19 protein-coding genes are annotated in these 22,786 nt (G+C 43.0%); 16 read left to right on the top strand and 3 right to left on the bottom strand.

The window, feature by feature from the left end:
• The first annotated feature begins 156 nt into the window (after positions 1-156).
• From DWX23_RS03490 to DWX23_RS03480, 3 genes are read left to right on the top strand one after another with little or no spacing between them, the layout of a single operon-like run.
• Positions 157-714, top strand: coding sequence for a LemA family protein (locus tag DWX23_RS03490; protein ID WP_122360265.1), 558 nt, complete (start codon positions 157-159; stop codon positions 712-714).
• 2 nt (positions 715-716) lie between these two features.
• Positions 717-1,697 carry a M48 family metallopeptidase gene (locus tag DWX23_RS03485; protein WP_122360264.1) on the top strand — a complete coding sequence of 327 codons (981 nt, stop codon included), beginning with the start codon at positions 717-719 and terminating at the stop codon, positions 1,695-1,697.
• 9 nt (positions 1,698-1,706) lie between these two features.
• Positions 1,707-2,186 (top strand): DUF456 domain-containing protein, encoded by a 480-nt coding sequence (locus DWX23_RS03480; RefSeq protein WP_122373410.1) that lies wholly within the window; start codon positions 1,707-1,709, stop codon positions 2,184-2,186.
• A 44-nt stretch (positions 2,187-2,230) separates the two neighbouring features.
• Here DWX23_RS03480 and DWX23_RS03475 read toward each other — a convergent pair whose 3' ends face one another.
• Together DWX23_RS03475 and DWX23_RS03470 are read right to left on the bottom strand one after the other, a co-directional pair.
• The gene (locus DWX23_RS03475) at positions 2,231-2,737 is read right to left on the bottom strand and encodes a bacterioferritin (RefSeq protein WP_122351471.1); all 507 of its coding nucleotides are present in this window, start codon (positions 2,735-2,737) and stop codon (positions 2,231-2,233) included.
• 80 nt (positions 2,738-2,817) lie between these two features.
• Positions 2,818-3,945, bottom strand: coding sequence for an alpha/beta hydrolase (locus DWX23_RS03470; RefSeq protein WP_233587480.1), 1,128 nt, complete (start codon positions 3,943-3,945; stop codon positions 2,818-2,820).
• Between the two features lie 200 nt (positions 3,946-4,145).
• On the opposite strand from DWX23_RS03470, the gene DWX23_RS03465 reads away from it, so the two are divergent.
• The 6 genes from DWX23_RS03465 to DWX23_RS03440 all read left to right on the top strand — a co-directional run bounded on the left by DWX23_RS03465 (position 4,146) and on the right by DWX23_RS03440 (position 14,050).
• A complete protein-coding gene (locus DWX23_RS03465; protein ID WP_122360261.1) occupies positions 4,146-4,487 on the top strand; it encodes a hypothetical protein in 342 nt (113 codons plus the stop codon).
• Between the two features lie 25 nt (positions 4,488-4,512).
• A complete protein-coding gene (locus DWX23_RS03460; protein ID WP_122373499.1) occupies positions 4,513-6,705 on the top strand; it encodes a DUF4838 domain-containing protein in 2,193 nt (730 codons plus the stop codon).
• 197 nt (positions 6,706-6,902) lie between these two features.
• Positions 6,903-8,624 (top strand): phosphoethanolamine transferase, encoded by a 1,722-nt coding sequence (locus DWX23_RS03455; protein ID WP_122360260.1) that lies wholly within the window; start codon positions 6,903-6,905, stop codon positions 8,622-8,624.
• A 30-nt stretch (positions 8,625-8,654) separates the two neighbouring features.
• A complete protein-coding gene (locus DWX23_RS03450) occupies positions 8,655-11,138 on the top strand; it encodes an ATP-binding protein (RefSeq protein WP_122373408.1) in 2,484 nt (827 codons plus the stop codon).
• A gap of 367 nt (positions 11,139-11,505) precedes the next feature.
• Positions 11,506-12,681, top strand: a complete 1,176-nt coding sequence (locus DWX23_RS03445; RefSeq protein ID WP_122373407.1) for a DUF418 domain-containing protein — start codon at positions 11,506-11,508, stop codon at positions 12,679-12,681.
• 49 nt (positions 12,682-12,730) lie between these two features.
• Entirely contained in the window at positions 12,731-14,050 is a 1,320-nt protein-coding gene (locus DWX23_RS03440) for a sigma-54 dependent transcriptional regulator (RefSeq protein ID WP_122373406.1), read from the top strand.
• A gap of 50 nt (positions 14,051-14,100) precedes the next feature.
• Here DWX23_RS03440 and DWX23_RS03435 read toward each other — a convergent pair whose 3' ends face one another.
• Positions 14,101-14,565, bottom strand: coding sequence for a TspO/MBR family protein (locus DWX23_RS03435; RefSeq protein WP_122373405.1), 465 nt, complete (start codon positions 14,563-14,565; stop codon positions 14,101-14,103).
• A 630-nt stretch (positions 14,566-15,195) separates the two neighbouring features.
• Here DWX23_RS03435 and DWX23_RS03425 point away from each other — a divergent pair.
• From DWX23_RS03425 to DWX23_RS03395, 7 genes are all read left to right on the top strand, one after another.
• Positions 15,196-16,500 carry a DUF3440 domain-containing protein gene (locus tag DWX23_RS03425; RefSeq protein ID WP_122373403.1) on the top strand — a complete coding sequence of 435 codons (1,305 nt, stop codon included), beginning with the start codon at positions 15,196-15,198 and terminating at the stop codon, positions 16,498-16,500.
• On the top strand, positions 16,484-16,993 hold the full coding sequence (locus DWX23_RS03420; protein WP_122360253.1) for a ParB/RepB/Spo0J family partition protein: 510 nt from the start codon (positions 16,484-16,486) through the stop codon (positions 16,991-16,993). Before DWX23_RS03425 ends, DWX23_RS03420 begins: the two co-directional genes overlap by 17 nt.
• Positions 16,994-17,105: 112 nt before the next feature.
• Positions 17,106-17,804 carry a response regulator transcription factor gene (locus DWX23_RS03415; RefSeq protein ID WP_122351460.1) on the top strand — a complete coding sequence of 233 codons (699 nt, stop codon included), beginning with the start codon at positions 17,106-17,108 and terminating at the stop codon, positions 17,802-17,804.
• Complete coding sequence (locus DWX23_RS03410) at positions 17,788-19,155, top strand: ATP-binding protein (protein WP_122373402.1); 1,368 nt, start codon at positions 17,788-17,790, stop codon at positions 19,153-19,155. Before DWX23_RS03415 ends, DWX23_RS03410 begins: the two co-directional genes overlap by 17 nt.
• Before the next feature lie 226 nt (positions 19,156-19,381).
• On the top strand, positions 19,382-20,161 hold the full coding sequence (locus tag DWX23_RS03405) for a class I SAM-dependent methyltransferase (RefSeq protein WP_122360248.1): 780 nt from the start codon (positions 19,382-19,384) through the stop codon (positions 20,159-20,161).
• Positions 20,158-21,213 carry a ribosome small subunit-dependent GTPase A gene (rsgA, locus tag DWX23_RS03400; protein ID WP_122373401.1) on the top strand — a complete coding sequence of 352 codons (1,056 nt, stop codon included), beginning with the start codon at positions 20,158-20,160 and terminating at the stop codon, positions 21,211-21,213. Before DWX23_RS03405 ends, rsgA begins: the two co-directional genes overlap by 4 nt.
• A gap of 187 nt (positions 21,214-21,400) precedes the next feature.
• The gene (locus DWX23_RS03395) at positions 21,401-22,666 is read left to right on the top strand and encodes an ATP-binding protein (RefSeq protein ID WP_122373400.1); all 1,266 of its coding nucleotides are present in this window, start codon (positions 21,401-21,403) and stop codon (positions 22,664-22,666) included.
• Positions 22,667-22,786 lie beyond the last annotated feature (120 nt).

Below are 22,786 nucleotides of genomic sequence, written 5' to 3'. Positions count from 1 at the left end.
ACCAGCCTGGTTGTATTTGGGATGAAACTATTTTGCGGATGAGCAAATGATACTGAAATAGTTGTATTGAATTACAAATATCGGGCGAAGAATCATGACTACAAAATACTTTTTATATCTTTGGGCAGATTCTAACTTATATAATAAAGAAAGAAAATGGTACTAATAGTTTCTATTGTAGTAATTGTCGTGCTGGCGTTGTGGATAATCTCGTTGTATAATTCGCTGGTCAAGCTGCGGAACAACCGTGAAAATGCTTTTGCGGATATAGATGTGCAGCTCAAGCAACGGCACGATCTGATCCCTCAGTTAGTTGCAACGGTTAAAGGATATGCTGCCCATGAAAAAGATACGCTTGAACGGGTGATCAATGCGCGTAACGGTGCGATGAGCGCTCATACGATTGACGAAAAGATCAAGGCGGAAAATGCGTTGTCATCTGCATTGGCAGGGTTGAAGATCACTTTGGAGGCTTATCCCGACCTGAAAGCAAATCAGAACTTCCTCCAGTTGCAGGAAGAAATTGCCGATCTGGAAAATAAATTGTCTGCTGTAAGACGTTATTTCAATTCGGCTACTAAAGAGCTGAATAATGCAGTGGAGACATTCCCGTCCAATCTGATCGCCGGAATGTTTGGATTCCGTAAGGAGATCATGTTCGATCTGGGCGCACAACGGGCCACTTTGGAAGAAGCTCCCAAAATTGAATTCTAAGTATGCAATACGTTGGTATACAAACACAGCAGAGCAGGAATAATTTTCGTTCGTTGCTCTTGCTTTGTCTTTTTCCGGTGCTGGTCTGTGTGCTGGTGTTGCTTTTTTGTTATCTGTATGTGATGCTTCTCGGCGGTGGCGGAGGAGACTATCGGATGCCGGGGGAGGTTACACAGATGCAGTTGGCTATGGGCTTTTTCGTACAGATCGCACCGTATGTGCTGGGTGGCGTGCTGATTTGGTTTCTGATTGCTTATTTTGCCAATACGAGTATTATCAATTCAGCGACCGGCTCCAGGCCTTTGAGCCGTATGGAAAACAAACGGGTGTATAATCTGGTAGAGAACCTCTGTATGAGTCAAGGTATGACGATGCCGAAAATCAATGTGATAGACGATGATTCTCTGAATGCTTTTGCCAGTGGAATTAATGAGAGGAGCTATACGGTGACACTTTCGCGGGGAATCATCGATAAGTTGGATGATCAGGAGCTGGAAGCAGTGATCGCTCACGAACTGTCGCATATCCGTAATCATGATGTACGGCTGCTTATCATATCGATTGTGTTTGTCGGCATCTTCGCGATGGTGGCGCAGCTGGCTATGCGTTCGGCTTATTATTCTTCTTTTTCAAGAAGGAGAGATGAAAAGAACGGAGCCGTTCTGCTGATGCTACTGGTTTTGTTGGTGGCAGCGGTCGGTTATTTCTTTTCCATATTGATGCGTTTTGCCATCTCCCGGAAAAGGGAATATCTGGCGGATGCCGGATCGGCGGAGATGACAAAGAATCCGTTAGCTTTGGCAAGTGCGTTACGGAAGATTTCAGCAGATCCAGATATCGAGGCTGTCGAGCGTGATGATGTCGCCCAGTTATTCATCCAGCATCCGGGAAAGCAAGCTGAGAGTGCATTGAGTGGAATGAGCGGTTTGTTTGCAACGCATCCGCCGATAGAGAAACGGATTCAGATTCTGGAACAGTTTTAGCGGGAAGAGATGGATATCTTTTTGATCATATTAGGGGCTATTTGCCTGCTGGTCGGGTTGGCGGGGTGTTTTTTACCCGTTCTGCCGGGACCACCTTTGTCTTATTTGGGACTTTGGTTGCTTCATTTTACGGATAAAGTGCAGTTCTCCGTTACTCAACTGGTTATATGGGGAGTTTTAGTCGTGGTAGTGCAGTTGCTGGATTATCTGACCCCGGTACTTGGTACAAAGTATGGCGGAGGAAGTAAATGGGGTAACTGGGGTTGTGTGATAGGGACGATTGCGGGGATATTCATTTTTCCTCCCTGGGGTATATTGTTCGGACCGTTTGCCGGTGCAGTGATAGGCGAATTGCTTGGAGGTAAAAAGTCTATAGATGCTTTTAAAGCCGGAATAGGAGCGTTTATCGGATTCCTGCTCAGTGTCGTGGTGAAGATGGCGCTTTGCGGATATTTTGTCTATTGTTTTATAAAAGCTATCATAGGATGAAACAAAAAAGAGACTCTTGACAAGTCTCTTTTTTATTTTTATCATTATTCTGCCGGAGTGCCACCCGAAGAAATAATTTTACTACGTTCGATAGATTGTAATGCCAGATAGTTTGCACCGAAGTTTTCCATGTTTTCGATTTCTGTTTCGAACTGGTCGAGATGACCTTCTTCTTCGATAACCAAACCTTCAAATACCTTTTTGGTAGCAGAATCTGCATGTTGGGCACATTCGTTAGCCCATGCATTGTAATCGTCTACACTTCCGGTTTCCATTTCTGCCGCTTTTTCGAGCATTGCTTTTACATCGTGGATTTTTTCTACCGGGCCGGAGCATTTCATTTCTACTTCACCTTTCAGAAACAGGATACGTTCGGCAAGGCGTTCTACGTGCATCATTTCAGTAATGGCAGTACGTTTGAAAAGGCTTGATAACAAGTCATATCCCATATCATCCAGACGGAAGTGGAAATACATGTACTGGTTGACTGCTGTCATTTCATCAGCTACTGCTCTGTTCAGCAGTTCAATACTTTTCTCTCTTTTAATCATAATGCGTTAATTTTAGTCGGAATATCAGATTTTTAATTCGTTTATAGGCCCTAAAGTTAATAGATTTTTTCATCCGTGGTTCAGTTGGATAGATTCTTATTGAAAAATATTTCCAACTTATCAAAAGGTATTACGTCCATCCGATCGTATAAATCTACGTGGTTCGCTCCCGGGATAATCATCAGCTCCTTATTATCTCCTTTTAGTTTTTTGAAAGCATCTTCACTGAAATAGCGGGAGTGAGCTTTCTCACCGTGCATTACGAGTACGGCACTACGAATCTCGTCGCTATAAGAGAGCAGCGGCATGTTGATGAACGGCAAGGACGAGGTCTTGTTCCAACCATTATTCGAGTTGAGTGAACGGGGATGGTAACCGCGTTCGGTCTTGTAATAGTCATAGTAGTCTTTCACGAATTGCGGAGCATCGGAAGGCAGCGGATCGACTACACCACCGGCAAGCGCATACGTACCGTTCTTCGCATCCTCCGTTCGCTGGGCGTTGAGTTGTTTCCGGAGTTCGTAACGGGCATTGGCATCCATCGAGTCGAAATAGCCGTTGGCATTGACGCGGCTCATGTCGTACATTGTCGAAGTTACCGTTGCCTTGATGCGGGTGTCGATAGCTGCTGCGTTGAGTGCCATGCCACCCCAACCACAAATACCGAGGATACCGACACGTTCGGGATCGACGTCATTGCGTGTCGAGAGGTAATCGACTGCTGCACTGAAATCCTCTGTATTGATGTCGGGCGATGCTACATATCGGGGTTCACCGCTACTCTCGCCCGTATACGAAGGATCGAATGCAATAGTCAGGAATCCGCGCTCGGCAAGTGTCTGGGCATAGAGGCCCGACGACTGTTCCTTTACGGCACCGAATGGACCGGAGATGGCGATGGCAGCCAGTTTGCCGGTGACATTCTTAGGTATATACAAATCTGCTACGAGCGTAATACCGTAGCGGTTACGGAAGGTCACTTTACTGTGATCAACCTTGTCGCTTTGTGGGAACACTTTGTCCCACACCTGCGTTAAATTCTGATTTTCGTTCATTGTTATATCAGTTTTTAAATGAGTACTTGTCGCTTCGGATATGTCTGTCGTTGTAACAACATTTTTAGTGGAGCTTGCAACGAATAAGCTTCCCATGATGCAAAAGCATGCGACCATTATAATACGTAGTTTCCGGAATGAATTTCTTGCCATACTTTTAATGTTTAATTAGGTAATGTCATTCTCTATTAATTTCACATTACAAAATTACCGGATTACAACAAGCGGCTTTGTACCAGAATCAAGGATATATTTACCTAATTTACGGATTCTCAAAAATGTGTCAGTGTGTTTTCGTGAGTCAGGGATATTTTGTGTAGATTTGTCCTACAGAATTTAATTGAAAGAGAATTATGACTAAGATACAAGAATTTCTGGCTGCTCTGCCGGAAGATAAAAAAGCGTTGTTTATCCCAGTGTTCGGTAATGTAGATAAATTTTACACAGTCGTATATCTGATTGCCCGTAATGAACATGTTACAGATATGGAAAAACCGGATCGATATGAAGATCGTTTGCAGGTGATCCGGCAGATAAGAAGTAAGGTGGAGGATTTGGTTTCTTCCTATGGCCTGGAAGGGAAAGAGATCGTTGCCGATATCGCTAGTGATTATTTTGAAGATTATGTGAATTACAAAGAGCCAGAACTGGATATAACGAATGAAGAATTTATAGGAATCATACAAAAGCTGTAAAAACAGCTACTAAACACTTATGAACATGAGAACACTAAACCTATGTACTGCATTCCTTTTATCTGTAGCCACCTGCCTGCAAGCCCAGGTGACTGTAGTGAAAGAGGGTAAACCTGTATCCCGTATTCTGATAGAAAAGGATAATTCCGTAGATAATCAGGCGGCACTTCTTCTGCAGGATTTTGTGCAACGGATAAGCGGAGCTTCTTTGCCTGTACTGACGGATAAATCCCCCCGTAAAGGAGATATCGTGATTGGAGGAAAAGATACCTCCGGCCTGACTGAAGACGGATTTCGCCTGAAAACAGATAATGGAATTGTTTATATCAGCAGTGGCGGCGATAAAGGAAATATCTATGGAGCCGTAACTTTGCTGGAAGATTATCTCGGAGTAGCCTATTATAGTGCTGATGCTTATAGGCTGGAGAAACGTTCTACTGTGGTTATTCCGGAACTGGACCGTGCGGAGAATCCAGCCTTCCGTTACCGCCAAAGCCAGTGCTATGCCTTGCGGGAAGACCCTGTCTATAAATTATGGTTCCGTTTTGAAGAACCATCCGAAGTCTTTGCCGGAGGAATGTGGGTACATACGTTCGATCGTATTCTTCCTTCGGACGTATATGGAGAGTCGCATCCCGAATATTATTCGTTCATCAATGGCGAACGCCGCCCCGGGAAAGCCAGCCAGTGGTGTCTGACCAACCCGGAAGTATTCGAGATGGCTGCGCAGAAGATTGATTCGATCTTTAAAGCCAATCCTGGAAAGAATATGATCTCCGTCAGCCAGAACGACGGTAATTTTACCAATTGCAGTTGTCCGTCATGTAAGGCGCTCGACGAACAGGAGGGAGGTCCGTCCGGTAGTCTGATCCATTTCCTGAATAAACTGGCGGCCCGTTTTCCGGATAAGGAATTCTCGACGTTGGCTTATTTATATACCATGCATCCGCCCAAACATGTCAAGCCACTGCCGAATGTCAACATCATGCTTTGCGATATTGACTGTGATCGCGAAGTGCCGTTAACAGACAATGCTTCCGGGCAGGATTTTATGAAAGCGATGGAAGGCTGGTCTGCTATCAGTAATAATATATTTGTATGGGATTACGGAATCAATTTTGATAATTACGTTTCCCCTTTCCCGAATTTCCCGATCCTGCAAAAGAATATTCAGTTATTTAAAGATCACCATGCTACCATGCATTTTTCGCAGATCGGAGGATCGAAGGGCGGAGATTTCCCGGAGATGCGCGCTTATATGGTCAGTAAGCTGATGTGGAACCCTTATCAGAATGCCGATTCACTGATGCGTGCATTTATGGATGGTTATTATGGGGTAGCATCTCCCTATATCTATCAATATGAGAAACTATTGGAAGGCGGTTTGCTCGCCAGTAAACAACGTCTCTGGATCTATGACTCGCCGGTTACGCATAAGGATGGTATGCTGAATACGAATTGCCGTAAGCGTTATAACGAATTGTTCGACCAGGCAGAGCAAGCGGTTGCTGACGATCCCGTTCTGTTGAAACGGGTACGGTTATCCCGTTTGCCGTTGCAATATGCCGGACTGGAAATAGCACGTGCAGAAGGAAATCACGACCTGGAAGAGGTAAAAGCCAATCTGGCTCTGTTTGAAGAACGTACGCGCGAGTTCAATATTCCGACCCTGAATGAACGAAACAATCCGCCGGCTGAATATTGTAAACTATATACTGAGCGTTATCTGCCCGGCAAGGCAAAGAACCAGGCAAAGGGTGCGAAGATTATCTGGTTGCAGGAACCGTCCGGTAAATATAAAACTTTAGGTGAGGCAGCCCTGACCGATGAACTGTTTGGTGGAACCACTTTCGTGGAAAGCTGGATAGGATGGGAGGGGATCGATGGTTCCTTTATCCTCGATCTGGGAAAAGACATGCCTGTCCGTTCGGTTGAAAGTGACTTCCTTCACCAGCTGGGGGCATGGATATTACTTCCCCGAAAAGTAACTTATTCTATCTCTTCAGATAATAAGACCTGGCAGCCGTTCGGCGAAAAGAGCCTGGAGGAAGACCGTTCCGTACAGGTGAAATTTGTAGGAGTCAAGTGCGATGTCCCTTCTCCTGTAACGGCCCGCTATATAAAAGTGGAGATTGAAGGTGTTAAAACCTGTCCGTCCTGGCATTATGGAGTAGGTTATCCGGCCTGGTTCTTCCTGGATGAGGTTACAGTTCAGTAATATTTATTTGTCACAAATAGCAGAATGCAAGTTCTTAATCAAAAGGACTTGCATTTTTAATAATCATGAAATAACTTTTTTTGTATGTGCTGAGTATGAGTATATGCTGAATAACACCTACTTTTGCAGTTCGCCCGTAAATGAATGCGGGAGAAGAGAAAAGAATAGTTGTTTTTTAGGAATATTACGGTATATCGATGAGTTATTTTATAAAGTTGAGGGATTGGTTCACATCCCAGGAGCATTTACTGTTCCTGTTTGCGTTGCTGTTTATTGTTCCTAATTGTGTCTTGTTCTTTACGGAACCGTTGCCTGTCACAGTTGGGATTGCTTCTTTGATATTACCTTATGCTTTTTGGGTCGGTCTGCTTTTGCTGGCACGTAAGCCGGGAATCGTAGTTTGGTGTCTGTTGCCGAAAGTCATATTGGACGGAGGGCAATTGGTGCTGCTTCACCTTTTTGGCGAATCGGTCATTGCTGTGGATATGTTCCTGAATCTGACCAGCTCGACAGCCTCCGAAGCCAGTGAATTGCTTGGAAATATCTTTCTGGTGATTATAGGTGTCTTTTTCTTTTATACGTTGCCGACTTTATTGCTGGCTACCTGGTCTGTCCGGATGAAAGCGAAATTGACAGGGCCTTTCCGTAAGAAATGGGCCATACGGAGTTTCGGTGTTTTCATTTTGGGGATTATTCTTTGTTTGTTGGCTCCGATCCAGGGGCATCAGGTCTCTTTAAAAGATGATTTTTATCCGGGAAATGCCCTTTATAATCTTTACTTCGCGATCAATAAAGCGGAGAAAAACAGCAACTATCATATCACATCCGCTGATTTCAGATTCAATGCGATGAAGCCGGAACAGGCCAGCGGGAAGCGTGAAATTTATGTGCTGGTAGTCGGAGAGACTTCACGTGCTATGGAATGGAGCTTGTATGGCTATGAGCGGGAAACGACTCCCCGGATGGAAAAACTGGATGGACTGGTTCATTTTACCGATGTGGTGACACAATCCAATAATACGCATAAGAGTGTCCCCATCATTCTGTCGGCAGCCAGTGCGGAAGATTACGGAGTGATATATGATGAAAAAAGTATCGTAACCGCTTTTAGGGAAGCCGGTTTTCATACGGTGGTGATAGCCAATCAAAATCTGAGTACTTCGATGATCGGTTCGTTTTACCGAGAGGCGGATGCTTTCATCGATATGAGTACATTTAAACCGAAATCGGCTTATCTTACTTCGCTGCATGACGGAGAATTGCTCCCTTATCTGCAAAAAGAACTGGATAAGACAGAAGGAAACCTGTTTTTTGTGATTCATACTTACGGATCGCATTTTAATTATCACGAACGTTATCCGAAAGATTTTTCTCTGTTTAAGCCGGATAAAGCGGAAGGAATCCGTGCCTCCTATAAAAAGGAATTGCGCAATGCTTATGATAATTCAATCCTTTATACAGATTACGTACTGAGCGAAATTGCCGGTATGCTGGCAAAAACGAATGCCTGTGCTTCCATGCTTTATCTGAGCGACCATGGTGAAGATATTTTCGATGATGCCCGTGCGCGTTATCTGCATGCATCTCCGATCCCGACTTATTATCAGTTACATATACCCTATGTGATCTGGTTCTCGGATACATATCGCGAAACTTATCCGGAAAAATATCAGATGGTAGAAGCACATCAGGCTCTGCCGGTCAGCACGAACAGCGTGTTCCATACAGTGCTGGATCTTGCCGGAATACATACGGATGTTTCCGATTCTACATTGGCGGTGTCCAATCCGTCTTTTACGGTCCGTGATCGTATGTACCTTGGAGATCATGATGATCCCGTACCTTTCTGGAAAGTCGGACTGAAGAAAACCGACTTCGAGATGTTGGACAAATGGGGAATTGTTTACGACAAGGATTGATTTTTTGAGAGAAACTTCTACCTTTGTTTTATGGCAGAACAAAGTGGACATATTACCCTTAAGGTTATTCTGGGATATTTGTTGTTGATTGCAATAGCGATCTGCTCTGTCGTATATATCTATCGGATCATCGAACAGGTGGCCGGTGAGGAAGAACCGGACGGAAAAGCCCGCCAGAAAGTTTACCTTGTAACAAATACGTTATCACTGCTTTATGAAAGTGAGGCATTGGGGCAGTTGGTCGGTATGCCTCAGAATGATGTAAATCACTTTAACCGGACATTGAATAAGGCTCACAGCAATATGGATTCACTGCGTGTCCTGATCACCGACTCAGTTCAATTATTGAAGATCGATACGATCGATATGCTGTTAAGGCAGAAACGGTTGAATACCCGGCGTTTGCTGGAAACCTGGAAAGAAACGAATACGGAACATCTTTATACGATCAATATCGAAAAGGTGATAGCCGAACAGGATACATTCATCGAGCAAAAGGAGATAAAAGAACATGTGGTAGTCAAGCAGGATACCGTCTTTTCCCAAAAGAAGCCGCGCGGTTTTTTCCGCCGTCTGGCAGACGCTTTCTCTCCCAGCCGTGAAGATACGAGTATTATCGTCAATACAACCCGCCAGATCGTGACGGATACCCTGGTGAACGCTTATAATCCTTCGGATACGATTGCCAGTGTGCTGAAAAGCCTGCAGGATAGTGTTGCGGGACAACGTAAACTGTTGGCGGATCAGTTACTGGAACGCGCTGCCAATCTGAGGTATAATAATAGTATAGTTACCCGTAAGATCAACCAGATATTACGTGATATCGAAGAAGAAGAGGTGAACGCTTCGCTGGAACGTATGCAGAACAAACAGTTGATTTTGCGTGAAACATCTTTGCTGATTGCCGGTATTGCCGTCGTCTCTGTCATTATTGTGATCATCTTTATCTTTATGATCACCCGTGATGTCTCGAAAAGTAAATATTACAGAATGCAATTGGAGAAGGCGAAGCAGTATGCCGAAGACCTGTTGCATAGCCGGGAAAAGATGATGTTGACGATCAGCCATGATATCAGGGCTCCGCTCTCTTCCATCATCGGATATATAGATCTTTTGCTGAAAAGGCATCCGGACGAACGGCAGCAGTATTATCTGGAAAATATGTCCGGTTCTTCCAGTCATATCTTGTCACTGGTCAATGACCTGCTGGATTTTCACCGGCTTGAATCGGGGAAAATGGAGATACAGCGAGTTCCATTCAGCGTGTCGGCCTTGTTCAATGAGATATTTACCAGTTTCCGGCCGATTGCCGAATCGAAGGATCTTACATTTGTCTTGAATCTGAAAGAAGAAGGGACGGATAAGTTATATATCGGAGATCCGATCCGTATCCGCCAGGTGGTGGGTAATTTGTTGTCGAATGCCCTTAAGTTTACACGTGAGGGACGGGTTGTCATGGTGATATCCATCACTGCTTTAACAGATAACAGTGCTCGGCTGAATGTGCTGGTAAGTGATTCCGGTCCGGGAATCCCTCCCGAAGAGCAGGAACGTATATTCGGAGAATTTACCCGTCTTTCTGCCACTGAAAAAGCGGAAGGGTTTGGATTGGGCTTATCTATCACCCGGAAGATGACGGCATTGATGGGAGGAGAACTTTCATTGAAGAGTGTAGTCGGACAGGGTTGCGACTTTACCATTGAGTTGCCGCTTACTGTGGCTGATGTTCAGGTTCTTCCTGCACCGGAGGAAGAAATTACGGTGGAGCCGTCCGGACCTTCTTTTGCCGGACGTGAAGTTTATTGCCTGCTGGTTGATGATGATCCGCTACAGTTGGCTCTTACAGAAGAATATCTGCGGCAGAATCATGTGGAAGTAACTTGTTGTACCGATCCGTTCTCGGTAGTTTCTTTATTGCAGAACACCGCTTTCGATGCTGTCATTACGGACATTCAGATGCCGGGAATGGATGGTTATCAGTTGTTGGAAAGCATACGTAAATCCGGCATTCCGGGTAGTGATTCGATCCCGGTCATTGCACTTTCCGCCAGTGTGGAGAATGAGCATGACCATTATCTGGAATCCGGTTTTACCGGTTTTCTGAATAAGCCTTTTACTGCCCGCCAGTTAATCTCTTTATTGAATAAACTGTTGTCGACGGAATTGGTGGTAACTTCCGATTTCAACTTTGATTCGCTGACGGCTTTCGCCGGTGAAGATAGGGAAGCTTCTGCATCTATCCTGAAAACATTTATTGAAGAAACAGGTAAGAGTAATGCTCTGCTTGAAGACTCTTTACGTGATAACGATCGGGAACTATCAGCAAAAACATCTCATAAAATGGTTCCCTTGTTCGCAATGCTGGGTGCAACATCTCTGGTTGAAAAGCTACGAACTATAGAGAAAAATACTGCCACATTGCCTGAAGAAGAATGGAAATCGTTGCTTTCGGAGGTAATCGCCGAAGTGAAAAAGATCATCGATCAGGCAGCGAGCCTAGTCGGCAGTTGTTAGTAGATAACAGCCTTTTTGTGGAACAGGTTTGTAGAAAAAATCCCCAATTGTGTATTATGTTCCCCAGTGTCTTCCTTGTTATATTTTTGTTAGCTAAAACATTTTATCTCTCTTTTCTGTTAAGTTATAAGAGTTTATGAAATAGACGAAGACCTTTTACGGATTCTGGCACGGTATTCGCATTCATATTTACAGAATCGTAAGTGGACGTTTCTACATTTAAGCCGTTTAAAACAAAGAAAGATTATTTCTGAGTATTCTATTTAAGTCTGCGAAACAAAAAAGGCATCTGTTGGGGATGCTTTTTTTGTTTGGTTAGGTTTATTTGTTAAATTCGTGCCCAATATTAAAAAAGACCTATTTTACCATGGAGCACGAAATGCCACTCAAGTCACCACGCATTGAAGTTGTTGACGCATTAAGAGGATTCGCCGTTATGGCGATTATGTTTTTACATAATATCGAACATTTTAATTTCTACGAATTTCCGGAAGTCACTTCTGATTTTATGAAAAGCCTGGATAAAGGAGTCTGGGACACACTGTTTTTCCTTTTTGGAGGGAAGGCCTATGCGATCTTCTCTTTATTGTTCGGGTTCAGCTTTTTTATTCAGTATAATAACCAGGCCAGGAAAGGCAAGGATTTCCGTTTGCGTTTTCTGTGGCGGCTCTGTTTATTGTTTGTTATAGGTTGCTTCAACGGGGCTTTCTTTCCGGGAGATATACTTGTCCTTTATGCAATAATCGGTGTCGTACTCATTCTTGTTTGCCGCTGGAGTGATCGTGCTGTATTAATTGCTGCCGTTATCCTGATGCTTCAGCCTGTGGAATGGGGTAAATTCTTTTATGCAATGCTGCATCCTGATTATATGGCTTCGGCCGAGCAATGGCTGGTGCATCACAGAAAAATGTATCCATTCCTCAGCCAGCCTGATTTTTGGGAGATGGTCAAATCGAATTTATGGGATGGCCAACTGTTCAGCATTCTATGGGGCTGGAGCTACGGACGCTTTTTCCAGACTGCGTCTTTGTTCATGTTGGGTATGTTGATCGGACGTAAACAGTTGTTTGTGAATCTTGCGGAACACCGTACTTTTTGGCAACGAACCTTCTTGATCGGTCTTATTTGTTTCATTCCTCTGTATTATTTGTCTTTGTCGTTGCCGGATTTATTGACGAACAGGAGCATGCTTACTCCGATGAATACGATTGTATCCTCTTTCCGTAACTTTTCATTCATGTGTGTTCTGGTTTCTGTCTTTGTTTTTCTGTGGCAACAGGCAACTTCCCATAAAATTTTATATGGATTAGTTCCTTATGGAAAGATGAGCTTGACTAATTATCTGAGCCAGTCGATCATAGGTTCGTTTATCTATTTCGGTTATGGTCTGGGATTGTATAAATACCTGGGTGTCACTGCCAGTTTCGGAGTAGGAGTGTTGTTGTTCATCCTTCAGTTAGGCTTCTGTCATTGGTGGTTAAAGAATCATAAACAGGGGCCGTTCGAAGGAGCATGGCGTAAAGCGACTTGGATTTGTTCCTGATTTTCCGTTAAAATATATATCTTTGTCAGAGGTTTTAATCTAATAATGTATGCCGTCGATTCTTATAGTAGAAGATGATATAACTTTTTCTTTGATGCTAAAGACCTGGTTGGGTAAAAAGGGCTTCGAAGTAAAAACATTTAGCTCTGTTTCAGATGCAAAGCGTCAGATAGAAAACGGAGGTTACGATCTTATCCTGTCCGATTTGCGTTTACCGGATGGCGACGGGATCGATCTGTTGAAATGGGTAAAAGAGAAACAGACCTCTTTGCCGCTGATCATGATGACAAGCTATGCGGAAATACAAACGGCTGTCCAGGCAATCAAGTTGGGTGCCTCTGACTATATAGCCAAACCGTTGAATCCGGAAGAGTTATTGGGAAAGATACGTGAATTGATAAAAACGGTACCGGCAGAACATCGTCCGGCTGCAAAATCATCGGAGAGTAATACTTATATTGAAGGTCAAAGTCCTGCTGCCCGACAGTTATTCGACCATGTTCGTCTGGTGGCTCCGACGGATATGTCCGTGTTGATAACGGGGGCGAGTGGTACTGGAAAAGAATATATTGCCCGTCGTATTCACGAGCAGAGTAACCGTAGTAAAGCGCCGTTTATCGCTGTAGATTGCGGTGCTATCCCGAAAGATTTGGCTGCATCCGAGTTTTTCGGCCATGTGAAAGGTTCGTTTACCGGGGCGATAGACAATAAAACCGGTGCATTTGTGGCGGCACAAGGCGGTACGATTTTTCTGGATGAAATAGGTAACCTGACCTACGAGGTACAAGTACAGTTGCTTCGTGCCCTGCAGGAACGTAAAATAAAACCGATCGGAACGAACGATGAAATAGCTATTAATGTACGGTTAATTTCGGCAACGAATGAGAATCTGCGTACTGCAATAGAGAAAGGTGATTTTCGCGAAGACCTTTATCACCGTATCAACGAATTTACGGTTCGTATTCCGGACCTGAAAGAACGTAAAGAGGACTTATTGCTTTTTGCTAATAATTTCCTTGACCAGGCAAATGCGGAACTACAGAAAGATATTATAGGTTTCGATAACGAGACGATCCGACTTTTCCAGTCTTATTCATGGCCGGGAAACCTGCGTCAGATGAAGAATGTCATCAAATATGCAACACTTCTGGCTACAGGACGTTACATTACGCGTCATGAACTTCCTGAAGAACTAACGGATGCCCCTGCAAAAGACACCCGCATCCTCTTGAAAGACGAAGCTCACGAAAGCGAATTGATCAAACGTGCCCTCCAGGAATCCGGAAACAATAAAACCCGTGCCGCCCAACTATTGGGAATCGATCGGAAAACGTTGTATAATAAGTTGAAACTTTATAATTTGGATTGATAGGATAATATAAGATGAAGCCGGACATGATCCGGCTTATTTTTTTACAATCAATTATACATCAAAATATACCCATTCAAATAAGTTGCGAACAGTAGCCATAGTAGATAGGGAATGAAGAGTAGTGAACTAACTTTGTTGACAGGATAACTTTTTAAGGTGTAATTAATCACGAAGATATCGAGCAATATGATATTCAGGAAGCCGATAAGCGGATTCTGAAAATAGAAGAAACCGATGCTCCATGTGAAATTGAAGAAAAGTTGGAAGATAAAAGCTTTAATGAAAAACCTTGTTCGTTCACTCCCTGAATTGATCATTGATCCGATAGATAATCCCATACATAGATAAATAATACTCCAGGCAATAGGAAAGGTGATGTTTGGAGGAGTTAATACCGGTTTTATAAGAGTCGGATACCAGTTCTTTATTGCGTTAGCCTGAAAATAACTGACGGAAAGTCCTACCAGGAAACAAATCAGGATAGGGATAATAATATTCAATGCTTTTCTCATGATCTATCGTTTTTCTAATTGAATAACAAAAGGTAGGATGATCTTGTTGTCCCGAATGACAAACTTTTTGTGATGTATCTAGTCGGGATGGTAATACATTTTATTTTCTGCTACTTTTGAAAATTAAAGGGTGAAGCTCGCTATTTAAAGTTAAAATATTCGCAAATAATGAACCTGGAACAGTATTTTGTTTAATTTTGTATTTCAAAAGATTTTTGTTGTCCTAGTCTCTTTGGAATATGAGTATAGAAGTATTATCCGGAATTGCCCCGAGGCTATACGAACTGGTCGCTCCACTGGTGATGAACTGTAGCGTGCTGCGGCAAAATAATAATTACCCATTCAAAACTTCTAAACACTATTTATGGTTCGTCGCTATTGAAGGAGACATGGTCATAGGCTTTATACCTGTTGAGATTAAAAGTACCTGTGTGGTTATTAATAACTATTATGTGAGAGGGGAGGACAGTAAAACGATGTCATCCCTGATCGATGCTGTTCTGGAGCATTTCAAAAGCACTTCAATCATACGGGCCGTCGTTCATACCCGGCATGAAGATATTTTTGCTTCAAATCATTTTTTTGTAACTCAAAAGTGGAAACTATATATTAAAATGGAATATAGATGCGATGATGAGAGAAAAGATAAATGTTTACGAAGCAGTACAAGCGCGGTTGGATAAGATATTTTCCGACTTCGATAATATATATGTGTCCTTTTCCGGTGGTAAAGACAGCGGTGTGCTGTTGAATTTGTGTATCGACTATATACGTGAACACCGGTTGAAGCGAAAACTGGGGGTATTTCATATGGATTATGAGGTGCAGTACCAGGAAACGACATCTTATGTAGACCGGACACTGGCTTCTAATGCGGATATTCTGGAAATATATAGAGTTTGTGTTCCCTTCAAAGTACCGACCTGTACCTCGATGTTCCAGAACTATTGGCGTCCCTGGGATAAGCTACAGCAAAATATCTGGGTAAACAAAATGCCTGAAAACTCTTTGAAAGCTGAAGATTTTCCATTCTATAATGAAGACATGTGGGATTATCAGTTTCAGTTGTTGTTTGCAGGATGGCTGCATGAGAAAAAGCAGGCCGGAAGAACTTGTTGTTTAATCGGGATACGTACTCAGGAGAGCTTCAACAGATGGAGGGCTATCCATATAAAAAGTAAGGTACAGACCTATCGGCGTTTGAAATGGGTTCATCAGGTAATGCCTCGTGTCTATAACGCTTATCCTATCTTTGATTGGAAAACGAAAGATATATGGATTGCCAACGGTAAGTTTCATTGGGATTATAATCATTTGTACGACCTGTATTATCAGGCCGGAGTGCCTCTTGAAAAACAGCGGGTAGCAAGTCCTTTTATTTCCCAGGCGCTGGCTAGCCTGAAACTGTACCGGGCGATAGATCCCGATATGTGGGGAAAGATGATCGGACGGGTCAACGGTGTCGGTTTTGCCGGATTATATGGCGGCACTTCCGCTTTGGGATGGCAATCGGTCAAGTTGCCTAAAGGAATGACCTGGAAGTCTTATATGGAATTCCTGTTAAAAACATTGCCAGAGAAGACGCGTAACGGTTATTTACAGAAGTTGTCTGTCAGCATAAAATTCTGGCGGGATAAAGGAGGATGCCTTGCAGAGGAAACGATAGAGAAACTGCAACAGATCGGGATCCCCATCCGGGTGGAAGATAGCACGAATTATAAGACAAAAAAGAAACCGGTCCGTATGGAATATCTGGATGATATCGATATTCCGGAATTTAAGGAACTGCCGACCTATAAACGGGTTTGTATCTGTATTCTGAAAAACGATTACTATTGTAAATATATGGGATTCTCATTGAATATTCATGAGAGAAAGCAAAAGGAAAATATTTTACAACTTTATAACTCTGAATTATATGGAGGAATATACTAGCCCTGTCTACAAAGTAAGACCTGTTCCGGTTGAAAAAGTAATGGCTAACAGCTATAACCCCAATGTGGTTGCTCCCCCGGAAATGCAATTACTGGAAGTCTCCATCTGGGAAGATGGCTTCACCTCACCTTGCGTATGCTATTATGTACCGGAGAAAGATATGTATGAATTGGTTGACGGTTATCACCGTTATATGGTCATGAAAACGTCGAAACGTATATATGAACGTGAACACGGAATGCTTCCCGTTACTGTCATAGAAAAAGATCTGTCCAATAGAATGGCATCGACGATTCGCCATAACAGGGCACGCGGCACCCATAATATCGAGTTGATGAGTCATATAGTCTCCGAACTTTCCAAATGTGGTATGTCCGATGCTTGGATACAACGTAATATAGGAATGGATAAAGATGAAATATTGCGTTTGAAGCAGATATCGGGATTGGCCGAATTATTCTCTAATAAGGAGTTCAGTTTGTCGGAAGAATAATGTTTTCATCTTGTATGGGATAGATGCATACCTGAGAGGGGTGATGCCTGATTTATAATTAATGATTATATTTGCAGATATCATTCACTGTAATTTGTAAAAGCCTTTTCCCATGACAAGAATACTGGTAGTAGAAGATGAACAGCGTGTAGCGGAGCTCTTGAAGGTCGGTCTGGAAGATTCCGGCTATCAGGTGTCGGTGGCTTTTGACGGGGAGATGGGGTTGCGTCTTTTTCGGGCTTCGGGGTTCGATCTGGTGATCTCTGATATTATCCTACCGAAGATGAATGGCTTTGAGCTGACGAAAGAGGTGCGGCAACTGAATCCGGATATCCCCGTTTTGATGCTTACAGCTTTGGGTACAACCGACGACAAGCTGGACGGCTTCGATGCCGGGGCAGACGATTATATGGTCAAACCTTTCGATTTCCGTGAACTGGATGCCCGTATCAGGGTGCTGCTGAAAAGAAAAGTTGTCGCTTCGCAAACTACACAGCCCCAGGAGTTAAACTATGCCGATCTTCGTATCGATCTGTCCGGTAAGTCTGTCTTTCGCGATGGACGTGAGATAAAACTGACACCTAAAGAGTTTAATTTGCTGGCTTATATGATGGAGAATCCGGAGCGTGTCCTGTCGCGTGCGGAGATAGCCGATAAGGTTTGGAACACTCATTTCGATACGGGGACTAATTTTATCGATGTCTATATCAATTATCTCCGAAAGAAAGTTGACCGTGATTTTCCTGTTAAACTGATCCATACTAAGCCAGGCATGGGTTTTATACTGCGTACCGATGAAAATCAGGACTAAACTGACGATCCGTTATACGGCAGTCACAGCTACCGTCTTCCTGTTCTTGATGGGAATGATCTGGTTCTTGTCGGAAAGTAACCGGAAAAGTGTTTTCTATCGCGATCTGAAAAAGGAGGGGATTACGAAAGCCAATCTATTCCTGCAACATAAGGTCGATGCCGCTACCATGCAATCCATTTACATGAATAACCGGGAGTTTATCGATGAGGTGGAGGTGGCTGTCTATGAACCGGATTTCAATCTACTCTATCATGATGCCAAAGAGATAGACCGAGTAAAGGAAACCCCAGAAATGATCCGACGTATTGTCGAAAAAAAATCCATCGAATTCTTTGAAGGAGATTATCAGGTGGTCGGACTTTTGTATCCGTTTGAGGGGAAAGACTATGTTATCACGGCTGCTGCATTTGACGGTTATGGCTATGCGAAGCTCGATGCTTTACGGAATATCCTGTTGATATTATGGGGTGTCGGGTTGGCGGTACTGGCTGTTGTGGGGTATTTTCTGTCGCGAAGTGCTTTGTCGCCTGTCTCGAATATCGTCAGGAAGGTGGAGAAGATAACGGCATCCAATCTGGACGAAAGAGTTCCGGTAGCGGACGAGAAAGACGAATTGGGTGAGTTGGCTGTGACCTTCAACCGTACGCTCGACCGGTTGGAGCAGTCGTTCGATGCGCAGAAAATGTTTGTCAGCAATGTTTCTCACGAACTTCGTACACCTATGGCTGCCTTGATCGGTGGCCTGGAGGTTACGCTTCTCAAGGAGCGTTCCGGTGAAGCCTATCGGAAAGCGGTGGAAGAGGCTTTGACGGATGCGGATAAGGTGGTGAAATTGTCTGAGGGCTTGCTTAATCTGGCTCGTGCCAGTTATCAGCCGGAGCAGATCAGTATGGAAGAGGTACGTCTGGACGAATTGTTGCTCGATGCCCGCGAACTGGTTCTGAAAGCCAATAAGGAGTATAAGGTCAATCTGCTTTTTGAAGAAGAGACCGACGATGATGCCATGATCACCGTCTCCGGGAATGCTTATCTATTGAAAACTGCCTTTGTTAACCTGATGGAGAACAACTGTAAATTTTCCGATGACAAGACTTCCTCAGTGCAGATATCTTTCTATGAAGAAAAATCCATCCTCCGCTTTTCTGATTCAGGCATCGGAATCCCCGCAGAGGATATGGAACATCTCTTTACCGCTTTTCACCGTGGCAGTAACCGTAACTATGCTGTCGGCAATGGAATAGGGATGGCGTTGGTTCAAAAGATCGTTTTCCTCCACAAAGGAAATATCTATGTTCATTCTTATCCGGGTGAAGGGACTGTGTTTGTGGTGGAGTTTCCGCATATATAATTAGCATAATACAAAATATTATGTACCTTTGCCGCATGTTGAACAAACTATTTAAATTGGATTTGGTGTAGTAAACAATCTGTATTCCTTGTACAGGTTGTCCTTTCGTTTATTCTCGGGTAATTCTGCTCGGGTGTAATTCCTATTGTATTAATTCAATTTTAATCAGTGTACAATGATGATGGTATTGTTATGCTTTCACGGGTATGCTATATACATAAAGAAAATGAGTAACGAAAATAAAACAATTCACGAATTCGATTTTAATTTAATCTGCGAATATTTTTTAAATACAGAACGTCAGGGACCCGGAAGTCCCGAAGTGACCCTTAAAGCATTGAGTTTTATAGACAACCTGACCGACCGGTCCCTTATCGCCGATTTGGGTTGCGGTACAGGCGGACAGACAATGACATTGGCGCAGCATGCTCCAGGACATATTACAGGTCTCGACTTTTTTCCGGGATTCATCGACCGGTTCAACGACAATGCCAGGAAACTGAATCTTCAGGATAGAGTGGAAGGAATCGTCGGTTCAATGGATAACCTTCCTTTTGGAGAAGGTGAATTAGACCTGATCTGGTCGGAAGGAGCCATTTATAATATCGGCTTTGAACGCGGACTGAACGAATGGCGTAAATATCTGAAAACAGGAGGATATATCGCTGTTTCCGAAAGCACATGGTTTACTGAAGAACGTCCCGCAGAGATCCATGATTTTTGGATGGAGGCTTATCCGGAAATAGATACCATTCCCAATCAGGTAGCTCTGATACAAAAGGCCGGGTATCTTCCTGTCGCTTCTTTTATTTTGCCTGAGACTTGCTGGACAGAGCATTATTTTGCGCCTTTGGTTAAAGCACGGGAAAAGTTTCTAGCCAAATATCCGGGAAATAAAACTGCCGAAGAACTTGTCGCGATGTCACATCACGAAGAGGAATTATACCGTAAGTACAAAGGATTCTACGGCTATGTGTTTTATATCGCTAAAAAGATAACGCTATGATCTGTTTGGATATGTATGGTTGGAATGACAGGTTGAACCAACTGAAACAAGAATCGGCATATAATACGTTATCTCATGGACGGATAGCTGTCGTGCATCGCACCTGTTATGAAGTTATTTCCGAAAACGGACTGTTCCAATGCGAGTTGACGGGAAATATGATGTATGGAAGATCTGACTTTGAATTGCCCTGTACGGGCGATTGGGTCCTGTTTCAACCTTTCGATGATAGTAAAGGGATTATCGTCGATAGGCTGCCCCGTGAACGGACATTGTACCGTAAGAAAAGCGGGACAGTAGCCGAGAAACAGGCAATTGCATCGTATGTGGATAAGGCGTTTATTGTGCAGAGCCTCGATGATAATTTCAATATCCGCAGGGTCGAACGTTTCATGGTTCAGATACTGGAAGAAGATATCGATCCCGTGTTGATACTCAATAAATCCGATCTGTCTTTTGATAAACAGGAAGTAGAAGAGGCGATCAAACATCTTGCCAGCAGGATGCCGGTGTTTTTCACCAGTATCCGTCATCCAGAGACAGTTTCCCGGTTACGGGAATCCATATCGGAAGGCGAAACGGTGGTGTTTGTCGGTTCGTCGGGTGTGGGGAAGAGTTCTCTTGTTAATGCTCTTTGTGAAAGATCGGTGTTGCTGACATCGGATATAAGCCAGTCCACGGGGAAAGGAAGGCATACTTCCACCCGCCGGGAGATGGTCTTGATGGACGGTTCAGGTGTTTTAATAGATACTCCGGGTATCCGGGAATTTGGATTAGCTGTAGATAATCCCGATTCACTTGCTGAAATGCTGGAAATTTCTAGTTATGCAGAATCGTGTCGCTTCAAGGATTGTACACATACCAATGAACCTGGTTGTGCCGTGCTGGATGCGGTCGACAAGGGCCTGTTGGATACAAAAGTGTATGAAAGCTATCTGAAACTAAAGCGGGAAGCCTGGCATTTTGCTGCTTCCGAACATGAGAAACGTAAAAGGGATAAATCCTTTTCAAAGCTCGTGGAAGAAGTGAAGAAGCGCAAAGCAAATACCTGATTTTTATTTATATGGTGCAGGTTTCTTCGGATTCCTGCACTGTATTGTATTATTTTTTAGACATACAAACTTTAGGGTAGAATGTTTTTTTGTTTTGTTGATAAAATGATAAATATGTATTTTTGTTTTGTGTATAAAACAAAAATGGACAATATTTGTATTGTTTGGAGAATAAATATAGAAAGATATGGATAAAAATATTCTGAAAACGGTTATCGCTGACAATCAAGTGGAAGTCCCCAAATATAAGGTGATTCCACGAAGTTTTACTTTTGAGGAGTTTGGAAATTATGTTTTTGTGGGTATTCGGCGAGCGGGAAAGTCTTACCTGTTATATCAACGGATGCAGCAACTACTAGCACAAGGTGTACAGTGGGATGAAATGCTTTATATCAATTTTGAAGATGAACGTCTTACCGGAATGAAAGCAGAAGATTTAAATCTGTTGTTGGAGGTTCATTTAGAAATGTATGGAAAGAAACCTATCCTGTTTTTGGACGAAGTACAAAACGTTTCTGGATGGGAAAAATTTGCCCGTCGTATGGCTGATACCAAACATCGGGTTTATATTACTGGAAGCAATGCCAAAATGTTAAGTCAAGATATTCAGACAACTTTAGGTGGACGTTATATTCCTATTGATGTTTATCCGTACTCTTTTAAAGAGTTTTTGACGGCAAACAATGTTCCTGCTACTACCAATCATCTGTTGTCTACGGAAGGCAAAGCCGAAGTATTACGAAAATTCAATGACTATTTCTATTTTGGCGGATTCCCGGAAGGTGCTGAATTTTTGGTTAAACGGGATTACTTGACCAGTGTTTACCAAAAAATCTATTTGGGAGATATTGCAGCCCGTCATACGGTAGATAACACATTCGCTTTACGTATCATGTTCAAGAAATTGGCTGAAAGTGTCAAACAACCTTTATCATTTACCCGGATAGCAAATATTGTATCATCAACCGGAGCAAAGGTCGGAACGCAGACAGTTATTAACTACATGGAGTACGCTAGAGATGCGTGGCTTATCAATCCTATACAGAATATAGCGGGGAAATTGGTTGATAAGGAAACTTCTCCCAAGTACTATTTCACAGATAATGGCATTCTGAACCTTTTTTTATTGGATGGGAATACTTCTTTATTGGAGAATATGGTAGCTGTGAATCTACTGCGTAAATACGGGCGAAATGATGCTGTTTATTTCTATAATCAAGGTATTGAGGTTGACTTTTATATTCCCGACGATTACACTGTGATTCAGGTTTGTTACAATCTCGACAATAGCGATGGCACATTTGACCGGGAAATAAAAGTCTTGCTGAAAATTACCGAAGTTTTGGAATGTAAGCAACTATTAATTATTACCCGCGATACAGAACGAACGATAGAAATGAGTGGAAAAACTATTGAAGTCCTTCCGGTTTGGAAATGGCTTTTAAGTTTATAAGGAGTTTTCATATATCAGGCAGGAAAAAGATTGGTATAAATTCTTGTGCTACACCAGACAATCTACAGGGTTGTCAAATAGACTGTTTTATTTATCTGATGAAACTTTGCATCAGATAAA

Source organism: Parabacteroides sp. AF18-52 (assembly GCF_003479145.1).
GTDB classification, from domain to species: Bacteria; Bacteroidota; Bacteroidia; order Bacteroidales; family Tannerellaceae; genus Parabacteroides; species Parabacteroides faecis.
Note: the sequence above shows the minus strand (reverse complement) of the source record. Positions and strands in the feature narration are given on the sequence as shown.